This is a genomic window from Paracoccaceae bacterium Fryx2 (assembly GCA_032334235.1).
Lineage (GTDB): Bacteria > Pseudomonadota > Alphaproteobacteria > Rhodobacterales > Rhodobacteraceae > JAVSGI01.
The window spans coordinates 22,357-47,368 of record JAVSGI010000003.1; the positions used below are offsets into that span (position 1 = coordinate 22,357).

Annotated in this window: 26 protein-coding genes, 1 tRNA gene and 2 pseudogenes; 13 read left to right on the top strand and 16 right to left on the bottom strand. The window is 66.8% G+C overall.

What is annotated here, in order from left to right:
* Positions 1 to 114: 114 nt before the first annotated feature.
* Positions 115 to 828 (top strand): cytochrome c biogenesis CcdA family protein, encoded by a 714-nt coding sequence (locus tag RNZ50_00990; GenBank protein ID MDT8853629.1) that lies wholly within the window; start codon positions 115 to 117, stop codon positions 826 to 828.
* Positions 829 to 841: 13 nt separating this feature from the next.
* Positions 842 to 1,246 carry a thioredoxin family protein gene (locus tag RNZ50_00995; protein MDT8853630.1) on the top strand — a complete coding sequence of 135 codons (405 nt, stop codon included), beginning with the start codon at positions 842 to 844 and terminating at the stop codon, positions 1,244 to 1,246.
* Positions 1,247 to 1,336: 90 nt separating this feature from the next.
* Here RNZ50_00995 and RNZ50_01000 read toward each other — a convergent pair whose 3' ends face one another.
* From RNZ50_01000 to RNZ50_01015, 4 genes are read right to left on the bottom strand one after another with little or no spacing between them, the layout of a single operon-like run.
* Positions 1,337 to 1,828, bottom strand: coding sequence for a DoxX family protein (locus tag RNZ50_01000; GenBank protein MDT8853631.1), 492 nt, complete (start codon positions 1,826 to 1,828; stop codon positions 1,337 to 1,339).
* A complete protein-coding gene (locus RNZ50_01005) occupies positions 1,825 to 2,595 on the bottom strand; it encodes a DNA-binding domain-containing protein (protein ID MDT8853632.1) in 771 nt (256 codons plus the stop codon). The genes RNZ50_01000 and RNZ50_01005 overlap by 4 nt, the downstream gene beginning before the upstream one ends.
* Positions 2,564 to 3,415: a DUF692 domain-containing protein gene (locus tag RNZ50_01010; protein ID MDT8853633.1), complete on the bottom strand. Its 852-nt coding sequence runs from the start codon at positions 3,413 to 3,415 to the stop codon at positions 2,564 to 2,566. The genes RNZ50_01005 and RNZ50_01010 overlap by 32 nt, the downstream gene beginning before the upstream one ends.
* Before the next feature lie 54 nt (positions 3,416 to 3,469).
* Positions 3,470 to 3,781 (bottom strand): DUF2282 domain-containing protein, encoded by a 312-nt coding sequence (locus RNZ50_01015; protein ID MDT8853634.1) that lies wholly within the window; start codon positions 3,779 to 3,781, stop codon positions 3,470 to 3,472.
* 186 nt (positions 3,782 to 3,967) lie between these two features.
* Here RNZ50_01015 and RNZ50_01020 point away from each other — a divergent pair, with 186 nt between their 5' ends.
* Positions 3,968 to 4,510 (top strand): sigma-70 family RNA polymerase sigma factor, encoded by a 543-nt coding sequence (locus RNZ50_01020; protein ID MDT8853635.1) that lies wholly within the window; start codon positions 3,968 to 3,970, stop codon positions 4,508 to 4,510.
* On the top strand, positions 4,507 to 5,139 hold the full coding sequence (locus RNZ50_01025) for an NrsF family protein (GenBank protein MDT8853636.1): 633 nt from the start codon (positions 4,507 to 4,509) through the stop codon (positions 5,137 to 5,139). The genes RNZ50_01020 and RNZ50_01025 overlap by 4 nt, the downstream gene beginning before the upstream one ends.
* 394 nt (positions 5,140 to 5,533) lie before the next feature.
* Here the strand turns inward: RNZ50_01025 and RNZ50_01030 are convergent, their stop codons facing one another.
* The 8 genes and pseudogenes from RNZ50_01030 to RNZ50_01065 all read right to left on the bottom strand — a co-directional run bounded on the left by RNZ50_01030 (position 5,534) and on the right by RNZ50_01065 (position 14,168).
* A complete protein-coding gene (locus RNZ50_01030) occupies positions 5,534 to 6,397 on the bottom strand; it encodes an alpha/beta hydrolase (protein MDT8853637.1) in 864 nt (287 codons plus the stop codon).
* Positions 6,398 to 6,577: 180 nt separating this feature from the next.
* Complete coding sequence (locus RNZ50_01035) at positions 6,578 to 7,231, bottom strand: 3-oxoacid CoA-transferase subunit B (GenBank protein ID MDT8853638.1); 654 nt, start codon at positions 7,229 to 7,231, stop codon at positions 6,578 to 6,580.
* A 10-nt stretch (positions 7,232 to 7,241) separates the two neighbouring features.
* Positions 7,242 to 7,894: pseudogene (locus tag RNZ50_01040) on the bottom strand (3-oxoacid CoA-transferase subunit A).
* The gene (locus RNZ50_01045; protein ID MDT8853639.1) at positions 7,891 to 9,099 is read right to left on the bottom strand and encodes an acetate/propionate family kinase; all 1,209 of its coding nucleotides are present in this window, start codon (positions 9,097 to 9,099) and stop codon (positions 7,891 to 7,893) included. Before RNZ50_01045 ends, RNZ50_01040 begins: the two are co-directional and overlap by 4 nt.
* Positions 9,099 to 10,478 carry a bifunctional enoyl-CoA hydratase/phosphate acetyltransferase gene (locus RNZ50_01050; GenBank protein ID MDT8853640.1) on the bottom strand — a complete coding sequence of 460 codons (1,380 nt, stop codon included), beginning with the start codon at positions 10,476 to 10,478 and terminating at the stop codon, positions 9,099 to 9,101. The genes RNZ50_01045 and RNZ50_01050 overlap by 1 nt, the downstream gene beginning before the upstream one ends.
* Positions 10,475 to 13,030: a DUF3141 domain-containing protein gene (locus RNZ50_01055; GenBank protein MDT8853641.1), complete on the bottom strand. Its 2,556-nt coding sequence runs from the start codon at positions 13,028 to 13,030 to the stop codon at positions 10,475 to 10,477. The genes RNZ50_01050 and RNZ50_01055 overlap by 4 nt, the downstream gene beginning before the upstream one ends.
* Before the next feature lie 13 nt (positions 13,031 to 13,043).
* Positions 13,044 to 13,808, bottom strand: a complete 765-nt coding sequence (fabI, locus tag RNZ50_01060) for an enoyl-ACP reductase FabI (GenBank protein MDT8853642.1) — start codon at positions 13,806 to 13,808, stop codon at positions 13,044 to 13,046.
* Between the two features lie 225 nt (positions 13,809 to 14,033).
* Positions 14,034 to 14,168: pseudogene (locus tag RNZ50_01065) on the bottom strand (DUF2163 domain-containing protein).
* Here RNZ50_01065 and RNZ50_01070 point away from each other — a divergent pair.
* The 4 genes from RNZ50_01070 to RNZ50_01085 all read left to right on the top strand — a co-directional run bounded on the left by RNZ50_01070 (position 14,109) and on the right by RNZ50_01085 (position 15,848).
* Positions 14,109 to 14,357, top strand: a complete 249-nt coding sequence (locus RNZ50_01070) for a hypothetical protein (protein ID MDT8853643.1) — start codon at positions 14,109 to 14,111, stop codon at positions 14,355 to 14,357. The pseudogene RNZ50_01065 and the gene RNZ50_01070 sit on opposite strands and share 60 nt — an antisense overlap.
* A gap of 50 nt (positions 14,358 to 14,407) precedes the next feature.
* Positions 14,408 to 14,767 (top strand): hypothetical protein, encoded by a 360-nt coding sequence (locus RNZ50_01075; protein MDT8853644.1) that lies wholly within the window; start codon positions 14,408 to 14,410, stop codon positions 14,765 to 14,767.
* A complete protein-coding gene (locus RNZ50_01080; protein MDT8853645.1) occupies positions 14,736 to 15,227 on the top strand; it encodes a hypothetical protein in 492 nt (163 codons plus the stop codon). The genes RNZ50_01075 and RNZ50_01080 overlap by 32 nt, the downstream gene beginning before the upstream one ends.
* Positions 15,228 to 15,428: 201 nt before the next feature.
* Positions 15,429 to 15,848: a hypothetical protein gene (locus tag RNZ50_01085; protein ID MDT8853646.1), complete on the top strand. Its 420-nt coding sequence runs from the start codon at positions 15,429 to 15,431 to the stop codon at positions 15,846 to 15,848.
* A 221-nt stretch (positions 15,849 to 16,069) separates the two neighbouring features.
* Here the strand turns inward: RNZ50_01085 and RNZ50_01090 are convergent.
* From RNZ50_01090 to pdxH, 4 genes are all read right to left on the bottom strand, one after another.
* Positions 16,070 to 16,146, bottom strand: a tRNA-Pro gene (locus tag RNZ50_01090).
* A 41-nt stretch (positions 16,147 to 16,187) separates the two neighbouring features.
* Positions 16,188 to 16,688, bottom strand: a complete 501-nt coding sequence (locus RNZ50_01095) for a DUF192 domain-containing protein (protein MDT8853647.1) — start codon at positions 16,686 to 16,688, stop codon at positions 16,188 to 16,190.
* Positions 16,658 to 17,197, bottom strand: coding sequence for a cold shock domain-containing protein (locus tag RNZ50_01100; GenBank protein ID MDT8853648.1), 540 nt, complete (start codon positions 17,195 to 17,197; stop codon positions 16,658 to 16,660). Before RNZ50_01100 ends, RNZ50_01095 begins: the two co-directional genes overlap by 31 nt.
* A gap of 116 nt (positions 17,198 to 17,313) precedes the next feature.
* Complete coding sequence (gene pdxH / locus RNZ50_01105) at positions 17,314 to 17,916, bottom strand: pyridoxamine 5'-phosphate oxidase (protein ID MDT8853649.1); 603 nt, start codon at positions 17,914 to 17,916, stop codon at positions 17,314 to 17,316.
* A 241-nt stretch (positions 17,917 to 18,157) separates the two neighbouring features.
* Between pdxH and fabI (RNZ50_01110) the strand changes: the two genes are divergently transcribed.
* The 5 genes from fabI (RNZ50_01110) to trpE all read left to right on the top strand — a co-directional run bounded on the left by fabI (RNZ50_01110) (position 18,158) and on the right by trpE (position 24,866).
* Positions 18,158 to 18,985, top strand: coding sequence for an enoyl-ACP reductase FabI (fabI, locus tag RNZ50_01110; GenBank protein MDT8853650.1), 828 nt, complete (start codon positions 18,158 to 18,160; stop codon positions 18,983 to 18,985).
* 39 nt (positions 18,986 to 19,024) lie between these two features.
* Positions 19,025 to 19,528, top strand: coding sequence for a xanthine phosphoribosyltransferase (gpt, locus tag RNZ50_01115; GenBank protein MDT8853651.1), 504 nt, complete (start codon positions 19,025 to 19,027; stop codon positions 19,526 to 19,528).
* A gap of 579 nt (positions 19,529 to 20,107) precedes the next feature.
* Complete coding sequence (locus RNZ50_01120) at positions 20,108 to 21,286, top strand: aminotransferase (GenBank protein MDT8853652.1); 1,179 nt, start codon at positions 20,108 to 20,110, stop codon at positions 21,284 to 21,286.
* Between the two features lie 195 nt (positions 21,287 to 21,481).
* Positions 21,482 to 23,347, top strand: a complete 1,866-nt coding sequence (locus RNZ50_01125) for a SurA N-terminal domain-containing protein (protein MDT8853653.1) — start codon at positions 21,482 to 21,484, stop codon at positions 23,345 to 23,347.
* 10 nt (positions 23,348 to 23,357) lie between these two features.
* Positions 23,358 to 24,866 carry an anthranilate synthase component I gene (gene trpE, locus RNZ50_01130; GenBank protein ID MDT8853654.1) on the top strand — a complete coding sequence of 503 codons (1,509 nt, stop codon included), beginning with the start codon at positions 23,358 to 23,360 and terminating at the stop codon, positions 24,864 to 24,866.
* Positions 24,867 to 25,012: the final 146 nt, after the last annotated feature.

Sequence of the window (25,012 nt, forward strand, 5' to 3'; positions counted from 1 at the left end):
CAGCGCGGTTCCCGGACCGCACTTCGTCCTGCTGGATGGGCGCATGTAACGAACGTGCGCGTTTCTCCGTAGAGAGGTGCATGGTGTTCACGTTTGACCGAGAGAATGATCGAGATGGATTTTGTTTTTGGCTATGCGGCCGGACTTCTCACCTTGATCAACCCCTGCGTCCTGCCCGTCTTGCCGATCGTGTTGGCCTCTGCCCTTCAGGCCGACCGGCGTGGACCGATATACCTCTGCGCGGGCATGTCTTGCAGCTTCGTGGTGCTTGGTATGGGGTTGGCACAGATCGGGCCGGCCCTGGGTGTGTTCCCCGAAACGGTCGAGCGTGTGGCCGCCCTCGCGATGATGGGATTCGGGCTGGTGCTGTTGATGCCCGTGTTGAATGCGCGCTTCGCAACGGCAACCGCGGGGCTGGCCAACAGCGCCGACGCACGGATCGGCAGGCTGGACCAGTCCAGCCCTGCGCGGATGTTCGGTGGCGGCGCACTGCTGGGGGCGGTCTGGTCGCCGTGCATCGGCCCGACCCTGGGCGGTGCGATTGCCCTGGCGGCACGCGGCGAGACTCTGGCGTCGGCCGCGGGTGTCATGGTCGCCTTTGCCTTGGGGGTGTCGACGGTGCTGCTGGCGCTGGCCTATGGCGCGCAGGCCGGGATCGCCCGGCACCGCACGACCATGATGGCACTGGCCGCGCGGTCCAGGCCGGTCATGGGCGGAGCGTTCCTGCTGATTGGCGCTTCAGTCTGGTTCCGGCTGCATGTCGCGCTTGAAGAATGGGCACTCGACAGGCTGCCACACTGGTTTTCCGATCTATCAATCATGTTCTAGGAAAGGGACTGACATGCTGACACGACGTTTCCTGCTGGCCACCGGCCTTGCGCTGGCCGTCATCCCCTCGGCAGGTTTTGCCAGGATCCGCGCCTATACGCCTGGACTGGCAGAACAGGCCATGCGCGAGGGGAAGCGGATCGTGCTGATCTTTGGTGCGGACTGGTGTTCGACCTGTCGCAGACAGGAACGGATCATCAACGATCTGCGCGCAGCTGTGCCCCGCTATGATGCCGAACTGACGCTGATCCGCGTCGATTGGGATGCCCATGGCACGGGCGATCTGTCGCGCGCCTTGGCGGTTCCGCGCCGGTCGACGCTGATCGCCTTCCATGGCGAGACGGAACTGGCGCGGATCGTTGCGGGCACGCGCGAGGCAGACATCAAGGCGCTGATGGATCGCGCCCTGAGGGGTTGAGGATGGCGGAAACCCTCACCCCCTGCGCCTGCGCCAGTTCACAGATGCAGGGGGAATTGCAGGGTATGTGGTTTGCTGCGGGCGGCCAGTTCAAGGCTTTGCCTTGCCGCTGTCCAACTGCAGCAGGAAGTCCAGCGACAGCCGACCCGGACCTTGAGCAAGTGTCACCAGCAGGGCCACAGCCCAAAGCCCATGCGTGACCCAGGCGTCCGGAAAGACAAGCATCTGGATGACAGCCGTCATGATCAGCAACCCAAGCGCCGAGAACCGGGCGAACAGTCCCAGTATCAGCAGCACCGGCAAGACATGCTCCGCCACGGTGGCAAGAACCGCGGCGGACGCAGGCGGGATGAGGGGCAGCGCATAGACATGCTCGAACAGGGCATGGGTCGAGTCCTTGATCGCAAAGCCGTCGACCTTGGTGCGGGCGGATTGCCAGAACACCATGGCGGGAAACACCCGCGCCGCCAGCGTCACCAGATCCTGCGGGATAAAGCCTGCCAGCCCGTTTGCGTGGCGGATCATGTCGCGACCGCGGACAGCGATGTTTCGAGGAGGTCTTGCGGCGGTGGGATGGGTCATTCGGGCGCTCCTGTTTCTGTGCCGGTGATCAGCCCATGGCGCAGCAAGAGGAACAGGGCTGTGGTCGGGTCGGCCTTGCCTGCGGCTTGGCCGAGTGTTTGCCCGCCGCGCAGGGCCGAAAGCACCGCGAATGTGTCCGGATCGATCGGTTCAATGATCACGGTGAAATCCGGCTGGCGCGCAATCAACGCGTGATCGGGGCCCGGCGCGAGCGGCTTTCGGGTGACGCCCGGCTGATGGGACTGCCAGATCTGCACGGCGGGCGTGCACGCGAAGAACAAGGCAACCGACGGGTGCAGAACCAGCCGCAGCGAGTCAGGATCGGGCACGTTCAGGGTGTCCGGTGCAACCGGGGTGGCATCCGCCGCGTGACAGGCCCGACCACGGGCGTATTCCAGCCGGGCGACATCGCCCAGAAAGGGCAGGTGTGCGACAGGCGGGAACCGGTCCAGAAACGCCGCAAAAGTTTCACCCCATCGCAGCAGGACCGGGTCCGCTGGTGGCGATCGTGCAATGAAGACACGGGCCATGGCGGTAAAGAACTCATCACCGACAAGGTGTTCGATCACGGGAAAGCGTGCCGCCAGGGCGCGCGTCAGGCCATGCTGGACATTGTTGCGATAGACCTTGAAACGCTGCGCGACCTCATCGCGGTCTGGCGCCGTCAAGCCGGCAGGTGCCTCTGGCCGCCATAGCGCAGCATGAAAGTCGTGCTGCCTAGTTGCATGTTTTCGTTCAGGCAGCACGAGCAGGGCCCGCCTTCGCACGCTCCAGAACCGCTTTCGCGCGCGCGGCCTCGCTCAGAAGAACAGGGAAATCGGGGACATCGGTATCCCATTCGATCAGGGTGGGCAGAGGGCCGGCCTGTTCCACCACCTCCGCATAAAGTGCCCAGACCGGATCGGCGACCGGCGCGCCGTGACTGTCGATCAACAGCGGGCCAGAGGGCAACTCCTCGGCATCGTGCCCGGCAAGATGGATTTCGCCGACAGCAGCCAGCGGAAAAGCGGCCAGATAGGCGCGCGGGTCAAATCGGTGATTGGTGGCCGACACGAACACATTGTTGATGTCCAAAAGCAGCCCGCAACCTGTGCGGCGGACCAGCTCGGCCAGAAAATCCGTCTCGGACCATGTTGAACTCTCGAAAGTGACATAGGTGGCGGGGTTTTCCAGAAGCATCCGGCAACCCAGCCTGTCCTGCACCTGATTGACATGCGCGCAGGTCGTGTCGAGCGTCTCTTGCGTATAGGGCAGCGGCAGCAGGTCGTTGAGCCACGCGGCGCCATGACTGGACCAGGCGAGGTGCTCGGAAAAACTTGCAGGCTGATATCGTTCGATCAGCTTGCGCACCCGTTCAAGATGGTCCTGGTTCAGCCCGTCCGCGCCTCCGATGGACAGCCCGACCCCATGGATCGACAGCGCATGATCTGCACGAAGTGCGGCCAGCATCGCGTGGGGCGCGCCGCCATCGCCCATGTAATTCTCGGCATGGACTTCGAAAAAACCCACTGCGCCGGGATCCGACATGATGTCGCGAAAATGTTCTGGCTTGAAGCCAAGCCCGGTCGTGCGGGGAAGCGGGCGCATGATGTTCTCCTTCAAGGAAAAAGGGGCGGGATCCTGCCCCGCCCCGGCAGGCAATCAGGCGGGCGGCAGGTCGCGGTCCAGTTTTTCCAGCGATCCCGTGCGGGCCGTGCCGTCGGCCATGGCGGGCAATTCGATGTCTGCGCAGGTGCCGGCGGCGACCAGTGTCCAGGCATTGCCCTGATAATCCACGGTCGAGGTGCCCGAGCAGGTCGTGCCGGGGCCTGCGGCACAATCATTCGCGCCCGCCAGTGAGATGCCGAAGCATTTGTCCATGGCCGCGGTTTGCGCCTGGGCATGTCCTGCAGAAAGCGCCAGCGCCGCGGCCAGCGACGCGGCGAGCGGAAGCGCGTGGGTTTTGTGTGTCATGAATCTCAACTCCTGTCGGCGGGTGCATCAGTGCAGTCCCACAAGCCGTTACGCGAACGGCCGCGCCGTCATTACACCTGTCACGCGGACGTGATCGAACGCTGGGAGGGTAATCATTTCTGGAAGACCCGGACGCCTTGCTATGTAACAAGCACAGGGCGCAAGCCGAAAAGAGGACATCGCAGAGTGGCAGAGCCTGACGCCCTGGAGGACCTCATGCGCGCGGCAAATCGCGGAGACACGGTCGCGTATCGCCGGTTGCTGACGACGATTGCACCTGTTCTGCGCAAGGTGGTGCGTGCCCGCGGCGCGGCGCTGGGACCAGAGGGGTGCGAGGACGTATTGCAGGACGTGCTGCTGGCGATCCACAGCAAGAGACACACATGGCAGGAAGACGCGCCTCTGCGCCCGTGGCTTTATGCCATCGCACGACACAAGGTTGTCGATGCGTTCCGGGCGCGTGGAAGGCATGTTGAACTGTCGATCGACGATTTTGCCGAGGGTCTTCCCGCGGTTGAAGGCCCTGATCCGATGGACGGGCGCGACATGGACAAGGTTCTGAGCAAGCTGGAGCCGCGCGCGGCAGAGATTGTGCGGGCCTTCGGTCTGAACGGGGAAACGACCGCCGAAACCGCGGCACGCCTGGATATGTCCGAAGGGGCCGTCCGAGTCGCCCTGCACCGGGCCCTGAAATCCATTGCCCGGCTGCGCGAAAGGATGATCGAATGAAAACCGACGAGCTGATCATGGCTCTGGCGGCCGACACACTGCCGCAAAAGTCGGTCCTCCAGCGCCTTGCCCGTGCGCTGCCGATTGCCATGGGAATATCCGTGGCCGCGTTCGCGCTTTTCTGGGGGCCGAGATCCGACATCTGGGCCGCGCTGGGGTCAGCGGCAGTTCTGAAGACCGTTCTGCCGCTGGGGCTTGTGGCCCTGTCGGGGGCGCTTGCGGTCGCGTTGGCCCGTCCGGGGGCGCGGCATGGATACCGCAGTGCTGCCCTTGGCCTGTTGGTCGTGCTGGTTGTCGCGGCCTTCTTCACCGCCCTCGCGCAAGCGGGGTTGGGTGGGCTGGTCGCCGCGCTTTCAACGCCCTTGCTTGTGACCTGTCTGCTCTCGATCCCCGTTCTTGCCCTCCCCTTTCTTGCTGCCGTGTTCTGGGGGTTGTCAGCGGGGGCGGCGCTGCACCCAAGGCTGACCGGCGCGGCGGGTGGATTGATGGCGGGCGGGTTGGCGGCATCGGTTTATTCGATCTACTGCGACAAGGACATGGTTCTGTTCGTGCTGCCTGCCTATTCCGCCGCGATCATGTCCATCTCGCTCCTCGGTGCCATCCTTGGCCCGCGCCTGCTGAAATGGTAGCAGTGTTGCCAGCGACGACACGAAAGCGCCACCGCAAGGCGCAAACTGCCCGAGGCTGAGCTGAATCGCCACAGGCCCCGGGAGGGAGGCGGCAAAGCGCGGGCCACGCCCTCTGCGGCAAGGGCGCGGGCCAGTTGCCTTGCATCACCCGCATACAGCACCGCGATGTCCCGGGCGGCCACGCCCGTCTCGATCAGGGCCCGCGCGCGCGCCGCCGCGAAATCGGCGCCGTCGATCTTGCAGGTTTCGATCAGCGAAGCGATGCGGCCCCGGGTGATGCCGCCTTCGTCGTGGCCGGCCGGCGAAAAGCCTGCACTCGGCCATTCCCGGTCAGGGCCGAAGCGAGCAGCGGGGCCGACAAACGGATAGTTCGAAGTGCGGTCACGGATCAATGTCACATCGGTGGCAGATCGTCTGATTGACGCGCCTCGCGGTCCACCCTGGCCAGCCAGGCGCGGACCGTTGCGAGGGACAAGGGCTCATCGAGAAACGGAATGTGGCCGCGCCCCGGCACGTCGGCCCGGATCATGTCGGGGCGGCGGCGCTGCATTTCGTCGGCGGTGGCCTTGCCGAGCACATCGGAGTTTTCGCCGCGTATCAGCGCCAGCGGCAGGCCGGCGCAGGCATCGAACAGCGCCCACAGGTCGGTGGGCGGCGCCGCCATTGCCGCCTGAAGCGCCTGCCGCAGCGCGGGGTCATAGGGAAAGGCCAGCCCCGCGTCGGTCTGGATGTAGTGGCGCACCGTTTCCTCGGCCCAGCGTTCGGGGGGCACATCGGCAAAGCCCGGCATGGTCATCGGCATCCGGTCGGCCACTTCCTCCAGCGTCGCGAGGGTCGGCGCCATGCCGACATATTCCCCGATCCGCTGCAGGCCGGGGCGTTCCAGCACCGGACCGACATCGTTCAGCAGCAGCCCCGCCACCCGCGGCCGGGCCGTGGCGGCCAGAACCATGCCCAGCAGCCCGCCCCGCGACGAGCCGATGATCGCGGCCTTGTCTAGCCCGAGGTGGTCCAGCAGGGCGACCACGTCGCGGCTTTCCTGCGGCACCGTGTAGGAAGCAGCGCCGGTCCAGGCCGAATCTCCCCTGCCGCGCGCATCGAGCCGGATCAGGCGGCAGCCCTGTAGGTGGCGGGCCAGGTAGTCGAAGTCGCGTCCGTCCCGGGTCAGGCCGGCGAGCGCGATCAGCGGCAGGCCCGCGCCCTCGTCGCGGTATGCCAGCCGCGCCCCGTCTTCGGCGTGAAAGAACTCATGTGACATGCACGGCCCGCCCATCCCCGCTCCGGCCTCCCGCCGGAACCATCAGCCCGCCGACCCTGACGCCAGCACTTCAGACGGCAATCAAGGCCCCGCGACCCGAGCTCCGCGCAGGCTATCCCGCATTTCCCGCGACACGCAACACCGGACGCGATTGCGCACATCCCGGCGCGGGGCGCCTTATCAGGCAAGGGTCATTTCCGGCACATCGTCCGGCACGATCAGCCGCGCCCCCGTGGCGGCCAGCACTTCGGCGACCGACACGCCGGGGGCGCGTTCCAGCAGGACCAGCCCCGCCCCGGTCGGCCGGATCACGGCAAGGTCGGTCACCACCAGATCGACCCGCCGCAGCGCGGTCAGCGGCAGGGTGCAGCGCGGCACGATCTTGGGCGCGCCCCCGGCCACATGCTGCATCGCCACCACGACGCGCTTTGCACCGGTCACGAGGTCCATCGCCCCGCCCATGCCGGGCACCATCCTGCCCGGCACCTTCCAGTTCGCAAGGTGTCCCGCCTCGTCGACCTGCAACCCGCCCAGCACCGTCATGTCGAGATGCCCGCCGCGGATCAGCCCGAAGCTCATCGCGCTGTCGATGCTCGCGGCCCCCGGAACGGCCGAGACAAAACCACCCCCGGCATCGGTCAGATGCGCGTCCTCCATCCCCTCCGGCGGGCGGGAACCAAGGCCGATCACCCCGTTTTCGGCCTGAAAGAACACGCCCAGCCCGGGCGGAACATAGGTTGCGACCAGGCTTGGAAGCCCGATCCCGAGGTTGACCAGCGATCCCGGCAGGACTTCCCGCGCGACACGGCGGGCGATCAGTTCCTTGGCATCCATCTGTCGCTCCTCAGGTCGCGTGGGTCAGCAGGTGATCGACCAGCACGCCGGGCGTCTTGACCGCATCGGGGGGAATGACCCCCACGGGCACGATGCTGTCGGCCTCGGCAATCACCCGGTCCGCAGCCAGCGCCATGACCGGGTTGAGTTCTGCGCTGTCAGCATGTAGGCGAGGTTGCCGACATAATCGGCCTGCCACGCCCCGATCAGCGCGAAATCGGCGCGCAGCGGCGTTTCCAGCAGCCAGCGCTCGCCTTTGATCTCGACCGCCTGCTTGCCCTCGGCCGCCTCGGTGTCCAGCCCGGTCCTGGTCAGCACCCCGCCCAGCCCCATGCCGCCCGCGCGGATGCGCTCGACCAGCGTGCCCTGCGGCGCAAGCTCCACCTCGATCTCGCCCGAGATCATCTTTGCCTGCGTTTCGGGGTTCAGCCCGATGTGCGAAACGATCAGCCGCGAGATGGCACCCGCCGTCACCAGCTTGCCGATGCCCCGGCCGGGGCGCGCGGTGTCGTTGGCGATCACCGTCGCGCCGCGCAGGCCGCGCGCCACCAGCGCGTCGATCAGGCGTTCGGGGCTGCCCACCGCCATGAAGCCGCCGATCATCAGCACCGCGCCATCGGGGATCAGCTCGGCCGCCGCCGCCGGTTTCAACGCGCCCTTCATGTGATGCCCCCCGCCGTGATGCCCACTGCCGCGCGTGCGGCGCGGGCTATCACCAGGTCTTCGTGGGTCGGCACGATCATCACCGTCGTGCGCGCGAACTCCGACGAGACGACCGTGGCGCTTGCGGCATTGCGTCCGTGGTCGATCTCGATCCCCATCCAGCCCAGCCGTTCGCAGATCCGCCGCCGGACGACCCGAGAATTTTCACCGATCCCGCCGCAGAACACCAGCGCGTCGATACCACCCATCGCCGCCGCCATGGCCCCCAGCTCGCGCTGCACGCGGAACACGAAATAGTCGATGGCGCGGTGAGACTCGGCGGTGTCGGCGGCCTCCAGCGTGCGCATGTCGTTGGAAAGGCCGCCCGAAAGGCCCAGCAACCCGCTTTCGTGATAAAGTATCTGGCGAACCTGCGCGGTGGTCATCCCCTCGCGTTCCAGCATGTAGAGCAGCACGCCCGGGTCGACCTGGCCGCAGCGCGTGCCCATCGGAAGCCCGTCGAGCACCGAAAAGCCCATCGAGGACGCCACCGACTGCCCGCGATAGATCGCACACATCGACGCGCCGTTGCCCAGATGTGCCACCACCACCCGCCCCTCCATCAGGTGCGGCGCGATGCGGGCAAGCTCTCCGGTGACGTATTCGTAGCTGAGGCCGTGGAAGCCGTAGCGCCGCACGCCCTGCTCGTAATAGCGGTGCGGCAGGGCGAAGGTGTCGTTCACGAAGGGTTGGCCGCGATGGAAGGCGGTGTCGAAACAGGCGATCTGCGGCACGCCCGGGAAGGACTCGGTCGCGGCGCGGATGCCTGCGATGTTGTGCGGCTGATGCAGGGGGGCGAAGGGGGAAAGGGTCGCCAGATCGGCGAGCACCTTTGGCGTGACCACGACCGGAGCGGTGTAATCCGCCCCGCCATGCACCACGCGGTGCCCGATGGCGGCCAGACGCAGGTCCGGCAGGGCGGCGCGGATGGTGGCGATTGCGGCGGCAAGTGCGGCCTCGTGGCTGTCGATCGTGCCGGGGGCCACGGGCAGCGGCTGGCCAGTGCCATCCTTCAGCGCCAGCACACCCTCGGGGCCGATGCGGTCGGCCTGCCCCGTGACCAGCGGCGCATCATCGAAGGCGGCGTAAAGCACCACCTTCAGCGAGGATGACCCCGCGTTCAGGGTCAGGACGGCCCGGTTGTCAGAAGATGCGGTGTCCCCCATCATTTCCCCCTCGCCGCATGGTGCAGCGCCGCGATGGCACAGGACGCAAGGCGCGACATCGAACTGTCGGACCGCGAGTTCAGGATCACCGGCACCTTCGCGCCCATCATCAGCCCCGCGCCCTCGGCATGGCTGATGAAGGAAAGCTGCTTGGCCAGCATGTTGCCCGCGTCGATGCCCGGCACCACCAGGATGTCGGCCCGCCCGGCCACGTCGGACCGCAGGCCCTTGGTGCGTGCCGCCGCAAGGTCCACCGCATTGTCCATTGCCAGCGGACCGTCGACCAGCCCGCCCCGGATCTGGCCGCGCTCGGCCATCTTGGACAGCAGCGCCGCGTCGATCGAGGACTGGATCGCCGGGTTCACCGTTTCCACCGCCGACAGCACGCCGACGCGCGGCGTGTCGATCCCGATCGACAGGGCAAGGTCGATGGCGTTCTGCACGATGTCCATCTTGGTGACCAGATCGGGGGCGATGTTGATCGCGGCATCCGTCACCATGATCGGATGCGACATCCCCGGCACATCCATCACGAAGACATGGGTGAAGCGCCTGCCGATCCGCAGGCCGCCCACCTTGTCGAGCATCGGGCGCAGCAGGTCGTCGGTGTGCAGGTGGCCCTTCATCACCGCATCGGCGCGGCCTTCATGCACCAGCCGACAGGCCATCTGCGCCGCCGCCTCGGCCGACAGGGCGGCGATGATCTCGACGCCGGACAGGTCGGCGCCCAGTTCCGCGGCGGCAGCCGCAATGCGGCCGGGGTCACCGATCAGGATCGGCGTGATGATGCTTTCCTGCGCGGCCAGCAGGGCGCCGCCCAGCGCGTTCGGCTCCTCGGGGCAGACCACGGCGGTGATCAGCGCGGGCAGCGGCCGCGCCCGTTCCAGCAGCGCCTCGAAGTGGCGGTGGCGCTGCACGATCAGCCCCGGCACCTCGATGTCGCCGGAGCGGAACTTGACGCGGGGGGCCGCCACCACCGCCCGACCCGAAACGATCACGGCATCATCGGCAAGGCGGCGCACCTCGGTGTCCATCACGACGTCGCCCGTCCCGGATTTCGAAACCACCGTGACGCGGGCCACAAGTTCCTCGCCGACATGCGCGCGGGCGAAGAATTCAAGCGACTGGGTGCGGTAGAGCGTGCCCGCCCCCGGCAGCAGGGTGCCCAGCACCGCCGAGATCAGTGAGGCCACGAACATGCCCGGCGCGATGTTGTCCTTGTGGCCGTCGCCGTCGCCGTCCTCGCCGGGGATGTGCATCGGGTTGAAGTTGCCCGAGGCCACGGCAAAGACATAGAGATCGTCCTGGGTGATCAGCCGCCGCAGTTCCGCCGTCTCGCCGGGTTGCAGCTCGTCGAGCGTCCGGTTCTCCAGTCTCATTCGGCGGCGTCCTTCGGTGCGGCGGCCCGGCGGGTGCGGGTGAGCGGCGCTTCCGGCTGCAAGGCTGCGGCCTCCCCGGTCTGCGCGGCGGTGTTCGTTTCGGCAGATGCATCGTGTTCAACAAGTGCCGGAAGGGAAGGCTCTGCCGCAGCGGCCGCGGCCAGATCCCCGATCGGGTCGGTCTCGACATCCGCGATGACCGGCGGCAGCCCCAGAACGTCGCGGAAGCGTTGCAGCATGGCCAGCGTGCGCGGGGTCATTTCGCTGATCTGCCCGGGGATGAACTGCACGAGACGCGCCGCAAGCGCGCGTTCGTCCGGGGATGGCAGCAGCATCGGCAGGGTTTCAATCGCGCGTTCCGTCTCGTAGGTGGCAATCAGCGTCTGTTCGTGGATGATCATCGCGCGCTGGTCGGCCGACATCGACGCGAAGGGCTCGTCCTGCGTCAGCACCTTGTTCGACCGCTCCAGCCGGTCGCGGCGCACCTCGCCCCGGTTCTCGGCCAGCAGGATCAGCATGCGGATCACCGCCTCGGCAAAGCCGCCGCGCTCGATGTTGAACAGGGCGGTCGAAACCTCGGGCTGGCTGCGCAGTTCCGCACCGCTTTTCAGCGTGCGGCGGGCCTCGTGGGTGCGGCCGAAAGACCGCATCCAGGGGTTGGACCACAGCGCGAAGAAGGTCAGTTCATGCATCATGTCGCGCTGGTCGCGCATCAGGTCGATGGCCTGTTCGGTGGCCTTGACCCACAGATCCTCGGCCTTCAGGAACGGGTTGGCGGCGGCGGCGGGCGTGCGGCCGGCCCTGACCCTTTCCGCCATCGATTCCAGCGGCGCCATGGCCGGGTTGCGCGACGAGGCCAGCGCGCGGCTCATCCGGTTGGGGTGAAGCGCGCGACCGAGTTCGGCGGTGGTCTGCGTCACCATCGCCTTCACCAGCGGCCGCAGGAACATGTCATAGGCCTGCGCCTGCATTTCCGACATGCGGGCCACGGCGGCAAAGGGCTGTTCGTCCTCGACGCCATCGTCGAACTTGCGGATGTCGTCCAGTGTCCGTTCCACGAAGCCGACGGTGAAGCGGCGGTCCTCGACCGGGCCGACATAATCCTCGATCACCATCTCGTAGAGCCCGGGGGCCAGCGACTCGATGGTCTTGAGGGTCGATCCGACCTCGGCATGTTCCTTGTTGGCGATCTGCGACGACACGAAGATGCCCAGATGCCCGATCTGGTCATGCGCCATGTAGATGATGCGCTGGCCGCGGATTCGTATCTCGTCCACGCTGGAATAGGTCTCGGCGATCCAGTTCAGCGCCTGCTGCATCGGGGTGATGTTGTCGCCGTGGCTGGCAAAGACGATGATCGGCGCCCGGATCGCCTTGAGGTCGATCGGACGGCCCGGTTCGATGCGGGCCTCGTTCTTGACCAGCCGGTTGCCGATGAACAGCTGCTCGACGATCCAGCGGATCTCGGGTTCCGTCATCAGGAAGTAGCCGCCCCACCACTTCTCGAATTCGAGGAAGCGTTCATCGCCCTTGTCGATGTCGCGGAACAGGTCGGTATACTTGCGGAACAGGGTCCGTCCGGGGTTCAGGGTTTCGAAGTTCATCACCAGGTTGGCACCGTCGAACAGCCCGCCGCCCATGTCCGACATCAGCATCGGCAGCCAGGTGCCGCCCAGAACCCCGGCATTGTAGCGCATCGGGTTCTTGCCGACCTCGCCCGCCCAGGTCGCCACCGGCGCGCCGTTGATCACCAGCGGTCCGGTCAGGTCGGGGTTGGTCGCGGCCAGCAGCAGGGTCGCCCAGCCGCCCTGGCAGTTGCCGGTGATCACCGGCTTGGGCGAGTTCGGGTGCCGTCGCATCACCTCGCGGACAAACTCGGCCTCGGCCCGCGTGACATAGGCAAGATACTGCCCCGGCTCGGGAACGCGCCGGAAGCCGACGAAATAGACCGGATGCCCGGCGCGCAGCGCGACCCCAACCTGACTGTCGGTCTTGAAGCCGCCGATTCCCGGCCCGTGGCCCGCGCGCGGGTCGATGATGATGTAGGGGCGCTTCCAGTCCGGCACCTCGACACCCTCGGGCGGCAGGATCTTCAGCAGCACGTAGTTGCACGGGAAAGGCATGTCCTTGCCATCCATCACCGTCTCGTAATCGTAGACCAGAACCGGCGGGCAGCCCTGCGCTTCATGCTCCAGAAAGATGTCGCCGCGCTTGCGCAGGGTGTCCATCGTCAGGACCATGCGTTCGGCGGCGTCCTTCATGTACGCCGCCCAGTCCGACCCGAGCGTGCCCGCACCCTGCGCCGCGCGCGCCGCATCCACCAGCCCCTGCGTTTCCGCCACGACCTCGCGGCCCCGGGCGGAATGGGTGTCGAGCATCCGCCGCGCATGGGCAAGGGAGGCCGTTGCCTGCGTGTCGCCCGTGCGCGCGACCGCCGAGATTTCCTTTCCGCCCGTTTCCAGAACCCCGTGCAGCGCGGTCAGGATGTCGGTTTCGCGGCGCGAAACGGCAGGTTGCCGGGCGGGATCGAACAGTTCGAAGATGTTGGTCATTTTTCGTGTTCCTTCATGCGGTGATCGAGAACCCGCCGTCGATGTCATGCACACCGCCGGTCAGGTTTCGCGCCCCTTTCGAGGCCAGGAAGGCAGCCATCGCGCCCACGTCTTCGATGGTGACCAGTTGATGCATGGGGGCGCGGCTGGCCGCCGCCTCCATCAGTTCGTCGAAATGGTCGATGCCCGAGGCGGCGCGGGTCTTCAGCGGCCCGGGCGACAGGGCATGGACAGTGATGCCCTTTTCGCCCAGTTCGGCCGCGGCATAGCGCACCGCGCTTTCCAGCGCCGCCTTGACCGGACCCATCATGTTGTAGTGCCGCACGACGCGGGATGACCCGAAGAAAGACACCGAAAGGCAGGTGCCGCCCTGCGACATCAGCGGTTCCGCAAGCCGGATCATGCGCAGGAAGGAATGCACCGAAATGTCCATCGCCAGCGAGAAGCCCTCGGCCGAACACTCCACCACGCGGCCGTGGAGGTCATCCTTGGGTGCGAAGGCAATCGAATGCAGCAGCGTGTCGAGCCTGCCCCAGCGCGCGCCGATCGCGCCGAACACCGCCTCGGTCTGCCCGGGGCGCGAGACATCCAGCGGCAGGATGATCTCGGCCCCCAGCGCCTCGGCCAGCGGCCGGACGTAGGGCTCCGCCCGGTCATTGAGATAGGTGATCGCGAGGTCCGCGCCCTGCGCGCGCAGCGCCCGGGCACAGCCCCAGGCAATGGACTGCTCGTTCGCAACCCCGACGATCAGTGCCTTGTGGCCTTCAAGCCCGAACATGGCGCGCCCTTCCGCAATTTCATTCCGGCGCGATCAGACAGCGCGACTGTGACGGTTTCTTGTGGCCCAGCTTGAAAATGCCGTGACGAGGCTGCGGCATTCTGGAGCCCCCGGTCCCATGCACCGCTGACCAATGAATCCGCCTTTCCGGCCACCCGGCGGAAGCAGGCGTTCCCTGGTCCATGTTTCAGAGAGGCCGGGACGGCGGGCACGTTCACGATCCTTGACCCCGCAACGTGCATCGCCAAGAGCGGCATCGCAACTCGCCTGAAACGTTCGCCCCACCGTCTGACCCAGCACATGGGCCAGCGATCGCACCTCGGCCACGAAGGCCAGCCGCCCGCGCCGGATCTGGCCGATTACCAGGACCGCTATCTGGTGACGGTGCGCGACATCGAGACCGGCAAGGACCAGATCCTGACCGCCTCATGGAGCCACCCGTTTTTTGCCCGCATGCCGGAAAACACGCCGATGCCGGTGGGGGCCGAGGGGCTGGTGTATCAGGGTGCCATCGAGTGGGCGGCCTGGGTTGATGCAAAAGACCTGTAGGCGGGCTATGAGCTGCTGAAACCGGACGATACCGGGCCGAGGTGGTAGAGGTGGAGCGCGTTGTCGCCCCGCTGACGGCCTACAACCTGACGGTGGAGGAATTCAGCACGTTCTTCGTCGCCGCGAACGTGGACGCCGAGCCAGTCTGGGTGCATAATTCATGTAAGACCTACCAAACTTGGATGGAGAATTGTAGCTGGGTTGCGACACGCCGCATGAAAGCAATGCTGCGTGAGGCCAGAATGGAAACGGCAAATACTGGGGATATCGCAATCCCATCTGCCAAAAGGCTCATCGAACCGAGATTATATGCCGAGATTCTGGCGGTTCATGTACCATTTGACTGGGCACCTTATCTCGCATGGCAGGGTGGGCACGATGCTACCCTTTGCGGAGGTCAGGTCGAATGATCCTGAGGCCTTCAGCCGTTTGCAGGGGCCGTCCGACGTGTTTCGTTACATGCTTTGTGATCTACTGATGCGTGGATTGGATCGCATCCCGGCGTCTTTCGATGTACCAACAGACAGATTGAGGCTTCTTGTCGCACAGATACAAGAGTTGCCCTACGAGCTTTCCTGGACTCAGGTCTCCCGGCGTTTCGCGGATATCGGGCTGACCGCACGTCTTGAATGCCAACTTTTGGCAGGGAAGTTCTGCCTGACTCTCGTGGTGTTGCGAGGACGAAACCCGGTCTGGACGAAGGTCATCTTCATCGGTTCACCGGACCCCGTTAGATGGCATTATGTGTTCAAGGATATCGAACTTCAAGGCAATAAACTGGTGGTAACGCGGCGTGTCGGTATGAGTGACGTTAATGGCGTTTTGAACTATGAGTTCTACGCATTGCCGATTGACGAAATTTCTGCATAGATCGTCTTGATCGGGTTGTTTGTCCGAAAATAGGGCGGCGACATTCCGATGGTCGTCGGGGCCGAGGGGCTGGTCTATCAAGTTCAGCCTGAACAAGCCTGAAGCCATTGTCTTTGCGTGATAAGGTGGTGGTTCTACTCGCCTCGGCCTGCCGGATTTCGTAGAATTCGCTCAAGAACCCTGCAATTTCCGGTTTGCGCCATGAAGCACCGCTCGCGTTCTCCCGAGCAGAATGATCTCCTCCGCCCCCGGCTGGTCGATCTCATCGACATGCGCCATGAACTGGTGAAGCTGTCCGCCCTGATCGAACGGACCCATCCCAAGCTGTCAGTCGGGGCGCAGTGCCGCCTGCTGTCGAACTCGAGGTCGTCGTTCTATTACGCGCCGCAGGGCGAGACCGCAATGAACCTCGACCTGATGCTGTTGATCGACAAGCAGTTCCTGGACGCCCCGTTTTCCGGTGTCCGGCAGATGACTTGGCATCGTCAGAACAAGGGCCATGCTGTGACCCAAGCCGCTGACCTCATGAAATACGCGCGCCCTTCCGATAACTTCAACCTCACCAAAGCTTGCAACCGTAGCAGAGGGCAAGGCAACCCTTTTCCATCTTTGAGGGAATGACACGTCAAGACGACGGCCACTTATATCGCAAGATGTGCGGTCGACGCCGGAGAGATTCGGTGCGAAAAATCTGTGTCCTGCCCGAGAAAATATAGTATTCTATGGGTTTAGGGGATGGCTTTGCGGTAGGCCGGATTTCCGCCTTTGTGAACCGAACTGTAAACCGGCCCGTTGATCGGGTTCCGAAGGACAGCAGTCACCTTGAGATCGTTGGGAAAAACTGGTCGGGGCGAGAAGATTCGAACTTCCGACCTACGGTACCCAAAACCGTCGCGCTACCAGGCTGCGCTACGCCCCGACGCGCACTTCCTACAGCCGATCACCCGGATTGGAAAGCCGCTATTGCAGGCAGGGCCAGGCCGCCGTTGCCTGATCCAGCGCGGGGTGGCGCAACTCGGACCCCGGCACGATGCCCAGACGCTTTGCCAGCCCGCCGTTGATCTCCAGCACCGCCAGCACGCCCGGGCCGCCGTCGATCGGGGTTTCGTCCTGCGGCACGGCATTGGAATGCACCCGCGTCACCCGCCCCGCCGGGTCGGCAAAGATCATGTCGAGCGGGATCAGCGTGTTCTTCATCCAGAACCCGGCGCGCTGCGGGCGTTCGTAAACGAACAGCATCCCGGCCGAGGCCGGCATCGACTCGCGGTGCATCAGGCCCTGTGCGCGTTCCGCCGCAGTGTCGGCCACCTCGACGGTAAAACGCGCCTGCCCGCCCGGGCCGCGCAGTTCCACGGTATCGGCGCGGCACCCGGCCATCGCCGCACCCGGCAGGGCCAGCAGCGCCCCGCACAGCAACCACAGGCGGGCGCTCAGCCCGCCGGACGCGACGCCGCTTCCCATGACACCACCTGCACCGCCATGCGGCCCCGCTTGCCGTCGATGATGCGCAGGCAGACCGCCTCGCCGGCGCCAAGGTCGGCAAAGCCCGACAGGCGCAACACCTCGACGTGAATGAACACATCCTCTGTCCGGCCAAAGACATTGGCAAAGCCGAAGCCCTTGCCCTTGTCGAACCACTTGACCCGCGCCGGTTCCAGCGGCCGGGCGGCGATTTCCTCGGGGGTGGCGATGGCGTTGTCATCGCCCAGCGGGAAGGGCAGGCCCTGCGGCGGCTCGATCTTCAACACCTCGACCGCCTGGACGCCGCGCTGCGTCATCTGCACCTTGACGGTGATGCCGGTGCCATCCGCCACCGAGCTTTGCCCGTAGTTGCGCAGGACGTTGGCGTGCAGCAGAATGTCGGCCCCGGCCATATCGGTCACGATGAAGCCGAATCCCTTGGCAGGATCGAACCACTTCACCTTGCCGTGGACGACCTGCGCGGTCCGATCTGCGTCTTCTTCTTCCATTTCGAGAGCCGTTTCCCCGGATGAAGCCCCACTTCTGACTCTTGCCGCTATCCGCGCCGATCTTTCAAGTGAAAAGCGGGTGACGGCTGGATTCTGAATAATTCATATATGTTTTTTCAGGGGTTGAGACGTTCGATCTGCCAGGGATGCGCAGGGCTTTCGCGGGTCCACCGGAACCGGTCGTGCAGGCGAAAGGCGCCGTCGGCCCAGAACTCGATCTCCAGCGGCAGCAGCCTGATGCCGCCCCAGAACGGCGGGCGCGGCGGGTTTGGGCCGCGGGCGGCGGTGACCTTCGCCACCTCGGCCATCAGCGCCATGCGCGAGGCCAGCGGTTTGCTCTGGTCCGACGCCCAGGCGCCCAGGCGGCTTTTCAGCGACCGCGAGGCGTAATAGGCATCCGCAGCCGCCCCCTCCTCGCGTTCGGTCAGGCCGCGCACCCGCACCTGGCGGCGCAGCGACTTCCAGTGCATCACGAAGGCCGCCTTGCCGCTGGAAGCAATCTCCTGCGCCTTTGCGCTGCCGTAATTGGTGTAGAAGACAAATCCGGCGGGCTCGATGTCCTTCAGCAGCACCATCCGCACATTGGGCATCCCGGTCGAGTCCACGCTTGCAAGCGCGATGGCGTTGGGATCGTTCGGCTCCTGCCCCTCGGCCTCGGCCAGCCAGGCGCGCGCGATGGCAAACGGGTCGTCTCCCGCAAAGATCCCGGTCCTGTCCACCTGCCGCTCCTGCCTGTCATGGTTGCCCGTCAGAGGTAGCCCCCCGCCGCGTCTGCGGCAACCCTTGATGCGCGCCGCGTCTGCGGCAACCCTTGATGCGCGCCGCGCCTGCGGCAACCCTTGATGCCCGCCGCGCCTGCGGCAACCCTTGATGCCCGCCGCGCCTGCGGCAACCCTTGATGCCCGCCGCCCTTTCGCCTAATGCTCGTCGCCAAATGGGCGGCGGGGCGAAGGAAACACCATGGCGACAGGACTGCTGGCGGGCAAGCGCGGGCTTATCATGGGGCTCGCGAACGACAAGTCGATTGCCTGGGGCATTGCGAAGGCCTGCGCCGATCAGGGGGCGGAACTGGCGTTCTCGTATCAGGGCGACGCCTTCCGCAAGCGGGTCGAACCGCTGATCGCCACCATCGGCATGTCGGAAATGGTCGATTGCGATGTCTCCGACCCGGCCTCGCTCGACGCTCTGTTCGCGCATGTCGCCGGGCTTTGGGGCAGCATCGACTTCGTGGTCCATGCCATCGCCTATTCCGACAAGAACGAACTGCGCAACCGCTACGTCGAAACCACGCCCGACAACTTCCGCAAGACGATGGATGTGTCGGTCTATTCCTTCACCGCCGTCTGCCAGCGCGCCGAAAAGCTGATGCCGAACGGCGGCAGCCTGCTGACGCTGACCTACTACGGCGCGGAGAAGGTGATGCCGCACTACAACGTGATGGGCGTCGCCAAGGCCGCGCTGGAGGCTTCGGTGAAATACCTCGCCGAAGACCTCGGCAAGGACCGCATCCGCGTCAATGCGATTTCCGCCGGGCCGATCAAGACGCTGGCCGCGAGCGGCATCGGCGATTTCCGCTACATCATGAAGTGGAACGAGCTGAACTCGCCGCTGCGCCGCAACGTGACGCAGGACGAGGTCGGCCAGTCCGCGCTGTATCTGGTGTCAGACATGTCGTCGGGCGTCACCGGCGAGGTGCTGCATGTCGATGCGGGCTTCCATGTCGTCGGCATGAAGGCGGTCGATGCGCCCGATATCGACGTGGTGACGGGGCGCAAGGACGCGCAATGACGCTGGCGGCGCCCTGCCCCGCGCATCGAGGAGAAAGCAATGAACGACCGTCTGCCGCATGAAAAGGGCTTCCACGTCTCGTGGGACCAGATCCACCGCGACGCGCGCGCGCTGGCCTGGCGGCTCGACGGGCGCGGCCCCGATGGCGGCGCCTGGAAGGCGGTGGTCGGCATCACCCGCGGCGGCCTCGTGCCCGCGATGATCGTCAGCCGCGAACTCGACATCCGCGTCGTCGATACCATCAGCGTGAAAAGCTACAACCACCAGGCCCAGATGGCGCCCCGGGTCATCAAGGCGCCGCAGGCCGACCTGATGGGCGACGGCACCGGCATCCTGGTGGTCGATGATCTGGTCGACAGCGGCAAGACGCTGGAGGTGGTGCGCGCCCTCTACCCCAAGGCGCATTTCGCCACCGTCTACGCCAAGCCGTCGGGCCGCCCGATGGTCGACACCTACATCACCGAGGTCAGCCAGGACACCTGGATCTTCTTCCCCTGGGACATGGCGCTGCAATACGTCCAGCCGTTCCGCGGCACCGACTGACGCAGCCGGGCTGCGCGCCACCGCAGCCCGCATTTCCCGCCCGCTGCACCGGCTGTTCGAGGCCGGCCTGATCGTCAAGGCCCTGCGGCGGCAGCCTAGGCGCTGGTCGGCCCCGGCCTGCTGCAGGCCCCGGCCTGCTGCGGACCTCGCGCCGGCTGATCCTGTCCAGCGTCGTCCGGGCCACCCGCGACCAGATCGCCCAGGGTCCGCAGGACGATGTCGCGCTCCGGCCGCAGCAGGCGGCGGCCGCGCTGTCGGACGAGACCCGGCATTTCCAAGCGATTTACCCCCTGGCGTCGGCGCGGCGGCTGGTCCCGGCCTGTCCGGCAGCGGCGGCGGCGCTGCTGGCGGGTTTCGTCACCTCGCAGGTCCACGAATGGACGGTGACACAGGCGCCGCTGGTGCTGTCGGCTTTCGACCCGGTGAGGATCGCGCTGACCCTGCGCGAACACTGCGGCCTGCGCGCGGCGCATCCCCCGCACCCCACGCCGAAGCCTGACCCGGCCCGGCCCGGAAGCAGCTTGCGGCGGCCCGGTTTCCCTGCTCCAAATGCAGCCACCCGCAGCCCCGGAGACCCTGATGACCCTTCCGCTCAACCCCGCCATGGCCGCCACCTCGCCCCCGCCGGTGATGGAGGCGCGGCGCTGGCTCGACGGCGTCACCTTCCCGCCCGATCGGCCGCTGATCAACGTCAGCCAGGCCGCCCCGGTCGAAAGCCCGCCCCTGGGATTGCGTCAGGCGCTGGCCGAGGCCGCGCTGAACGACCCCGCCGCCCATCTCTATGGCCCGGTGCTGGGCCTGCCCGCCCTGCGCGCCGAGATCGCGCAGCAATGGTCGGCAGCCTATGGCGGCACCATCACCCCCGACCAGGTCGCCATCACCCAAGGCTGCAACCAGGCCTTCACCGCCGTGATGTCCACCCTCGCCGGGGCGGGCGATGCGGTGATCCTGCCGACGCCGTGGTATTTCAACCACAAGATGTGGCTCGACATGCAGGGCGTCACCACCATCCCCCTGCCCACCGGCCCGACCCTGATCCCCGACGCCGCGCTCGCCGCCAGCCTGATCACGCCGCGCACCCGCGCCATCGTGCTGGTCAGCCCCAACAACCCCGGCGGCGTCGAATACCCGGCCGCGACCCTCGCCGCCTTCCGCGATCTGGCCCGCGCCCACGACCTCGCCCTGATCGTCGATGAAACCTACCGCGACTTCGACAGCCGCAGCGGCGCGCCGCACGACCTGTTTGCCGACCCCGGATGGGACGACACGCTGATCCACCTCTATTCCTTCTCCAAGGCCTACCGGCTCACCGGCCACCGCGTCGGCGCCATCGTCGCCGCCCCCGCCCGCCTTGCGGAAGTCGAGAAGTTCCTCGACACCGTCGCCATCTGCCCCAGCCAGCTCGGCCAGATCGGCGCGCTCTGGGGAATGCGCAACCTCGGGCAGTGGCTGGCGGGCGAACGCGCCGAAATCCTCGCCCGCCGCGCCGCGATGATCGAAGGCTTCGCGGCCCTTCCCGACTGGCGGCTGCTCGGCTGCGGCGCCTATTTCGCCTATGTCGAACACCCCTTCGCCCTGCCCTCCGACCTGCTCGCCAGACGCCTCGTCACCGAAGCAGGCCTCCTCATGCTGCCCGGCACCATGTTCCAGCCCGAAGGCGCCGCCGCAGGGAAGCGCCAGCTCCGCATCGCCTTCGCCAACGTCGACGCCACCGGCATCGCCGAAATGTTCCGGCGCCTGAAGTCCATCGGCCTCTGACCGCCCCCTCCTTCCCCATTCACCTTGCCCAAATATCCTCGGGGGTGGGGTCCGGGGAGGGGGCAGACAGCCCCCTCCCCGGGGCCGTGACGTTCGGGGCCGCGCTGCGGCCAAAGCGGCGCCGCCGCCATCTTGCCCACCCGCCCCCAACCCTCTAGACAGGCGCGAGGCTTTCCCTTCGCGACAGGCAAAATCATGGCACATTCCGACGACGACGAAACCCCGAGGAAAAAGCGCAAGGGCAAGTCGCTGGTGGTGTGGCTGCTGATGGGGCTGCTGATCCTGGGGCTGGGCGGCTTTGGCGTCACCAATTTCGGCGGCGGCGTCACCGCCATCGGCCAGGTCGGCGACCGCGAGATCGACGTGAACGCCTATTCCCGCGCGCTGCAACAGGAACTGGCGGCGTTCGGCGCACAGGTCGGCACCACCATCACCCTGCAACAGGCGCAAAGCCTCGGGCTCGACCGCCAGGTGCGCCAGCAGCTGATCACCCGTGCCGCGCTCGACAACGAGGCCGCCCGGGTCGGCATTTCGGTGGGTGATGCCCGCGTCGCGCAGGAAATCACCGGCATCCGGGCGTTTCAGGGCACCGCGGGCAGCTTCGACCCGGAAGCCTACCGCTTCACGCTGGAACGCAACAACCTGACCGTCACCGATTTCGAATCCGGGCTGCGCGACGACCTTGCCCGCTCGCTGCTGCAGGGCGCCGTGGTCGGCGGCTTTGCGGCGCCCGCGGTGCTGACCGAGACGCTGCACGCCTATGTCGCCGAACGGCGCGGGCTGACGCTGCTGCGCCTGAGCGCGGCCGACCTGCCCGACCCGCTGCCGACGCCTGCCGCCGAAGACCTGCAGGCCCATTACGCGGCCAACATCGCCGCCTTCACCCGCCCCGAGGCGCGGCGCATCACCTATGCCGCGCTCCTGCCCGAGGCGCTGGCGGCCGGGATGCCGGTTGACGAGGCCGGGGTGCGCGCGCTTTACGACGAACGCATCGACCAGTTCGTGCAGCCCGAACGGCGGCTGGTCGAACGGCTGGTGTTCCCGACCGACGCCGATGCCGAAGCGGCGAAGGCCCGGCTCGATGCAGGCGAAAGCTTCGAGACGCTGGTCGCAGAACGCGGTCTGGCGATCCAGGATACCGACATGGGCGACGTGTCGCGCCAGGACCTCGGCGCCGCCGCCGAGGCGGTGTTCGCGCTGACCGGGCCGGGGGTCGCGGGGCCGCTCGCCTCCGACCTCGGGCCCGCGGTGTTCCGGATGAATGCCATCCTCGCCGCGCAGGAAACCCCGTTCGAGGATGCCCGCGCCGACCTTGCCACCGAATTCCAGCTCGACGCCGCCCGCCGCGCCATCTCCGACCGGACCGAGGCGATCAACGACGCCCTGGCAGGCGGCGCCACGCTGGAAGACCTGGCCGCCGAACAGCAGATGTCGCTGGAAACCATCGACTTCACCTCCGCAAGCGACGAAGGCATCGCGGGCTATCCGGTCTTCCGCGAGGCGGCGGCCAAGGTGGCGGAAGGCGATTTCCCCGAAGCGATCATCCTGGCGGACGGCGGCCTTGTGGCGCTGCGCCTTGATGCCATCGTGCCGCCGACCCCGATCCCGTTCGATGAGGCGCAAGACGCGGTTCTTGCTTCGTGGCAGGCCGAGGCCACGGCGAAGGCCCTGACCGCGCGCGCCGAGGCGATCCGGGCCGAGGTCGCGGCCGGGGCCAGCCTTGGCAGCTACGGCATCCTCGACGTTACACCGGGCATCACCCGCGACGGCTTCATCGAGGACACGCCCGACACCCTGCTCGCCACCGCCTTCAGGATGGCGGAGGCCGAGCTGCGGGTGATCGAGGGGCCGGATTTCGTCGGCCTGCTGCGGCTTGACAGCATCCAGCCGACCGATCCTGCCGGACAGGCGGCGGTGGCGCTGAAAGCCTCCATCGCGGCGCAGGCCGAACAGGCGCTGGCGCAGGATGCCTTCACGCTGTTTTCCGCGGCACTCAGCGACGAGGCGGGCATCACGCTGAACGAGGCGGCGATCAACGCCGTCCACGCCCAGTTCCAGTAAGGGGATCATCATGGGTCTGACGCCGACTTTCGAGGAGTTCGAGCGCGGCTGGCTGGCCGGGCGGAACCAGGTGCTCTACGCCCGCCTTGCCGCCGATCTCGACACCCCGGTGTCGCTGATGCTGAAACTGGCAGAGGCGCGCACCGACACCTTCATGCTGGAATCGGTGACGGGCGGCGAGGTTCGGGGGCGCTATTCGGTGGTGGGGATGAAGCCAGACCTGATCTGGCGCTGCCACGGCACGCAAAGCCAGATCAACCGCGAGGCCCGCTTCGACCCGGCCGCCTTCACCGCGCTCGACGGTCCTCCGCTCGACACGCTGCGCGCCCTGATCGCCGAAAGCCGGATCGAGATGCCGGACGACCTGCCCGCCATCGCGGCCGGGCTGTTCGGCTACTTGGGCTACGACATGATCCGGCTGGTGGAACATCTGCCCGGGGTCAACCCCGACCCGCTGGGCCTGCCCGACGCCGTGCTGCTGCGCCCCTCGGTCGTGGCGGTGCTGGATGGCGTCAAGGGCGAGGTGACGGTGGTGGCCCCGGCTTTCGTCGGCGCTGGGCTTTCGGCACGGGCGGCCTATGCCCAGGCCGCCGAACGGGTGATGGACGCGCTGCGCGACCTTGACCGCGCCCCCCCCGCGCCGCGCGACTTCGGAGAGCCGACGCCGGTCGGAGAGATGGTGTCGAACTTCAGCCACGACGGCTACATGGCGGCGGTGGAAAAGGCGAAGGATTACATCCGCGCGGGTGACATCTTCCAGGTGGTGCCGAGCCAGCGCTGGGCGCAGCGGTTCACCCATCCGCCCTTCGCGCTCTACCGCAGCCTGCGGCGCACCAACCCGTCGCCCTTCCTGTTCTTCTTCAACTTCGGCGGCTTCCAGGTGGTCGGGGCCAGCCCCGAGATCCTGGTGCGGCTGCGCGACGGCGAAGTGACCGTCCGCCCGATCGCGGGCACCCGCAAGCGCGGGGCCACCCCCGAGGAGGACCGCGCGCTGGAGGCCGACCTGCTGGCCGACCCCAAGGAGCGTGCCGAACACCTGATGCTGCTCGACCTGGGGCGCAACGACGTGGGGCGGGTGGCGCAGGTCGGCACCGTGCGCCCGACCGAGCAGTTCATCATCGAACGCTACAGCCATGTGATGCACATCGTCTCGAACGTGGTCGGCCAGATTGCCGAGGGCGAGGACGCGCTGTCGGCGCTGCTGGCGGGGCTGCCCGCGGGCACGGTCTCGGGCGCGCCCAAGGTGCGGGCGATGCAGATCATCGACGAGCTGGAGCCGGAAAAGCGCGGCGTCTATGGCGGCGGCGTCGGCTATTTCGCGGCGAATGGCGAGATGGATTTCTGCATCGCGCTGCGCACCGCCGTGCTGCAGGACGAGGTGCTGTACATCCAGGCCGGGGGGGGCGTGGTCTATGACAGCGACCCCGAGGCCGAGTATCAGGAAACCGTGAACAAGGCCCGCGCGCTGCGCCGGGCGGCCGAGGATGCGGGCCTTTTCGCCCGGCGCGGCAACGGCTGACAGGGCGGAGCGGGGGGCTGTCTGCCCCCCGCTCCCCCCGAGGGTATTTGGGCCAATGAGAAGGGGCGCCGGGCCTTCGAGAGCATCCTTGGCCGGACAACGCGGCAGCGTCGTGCCTGCGCGGATAACGACCGGGGAGACCCCGG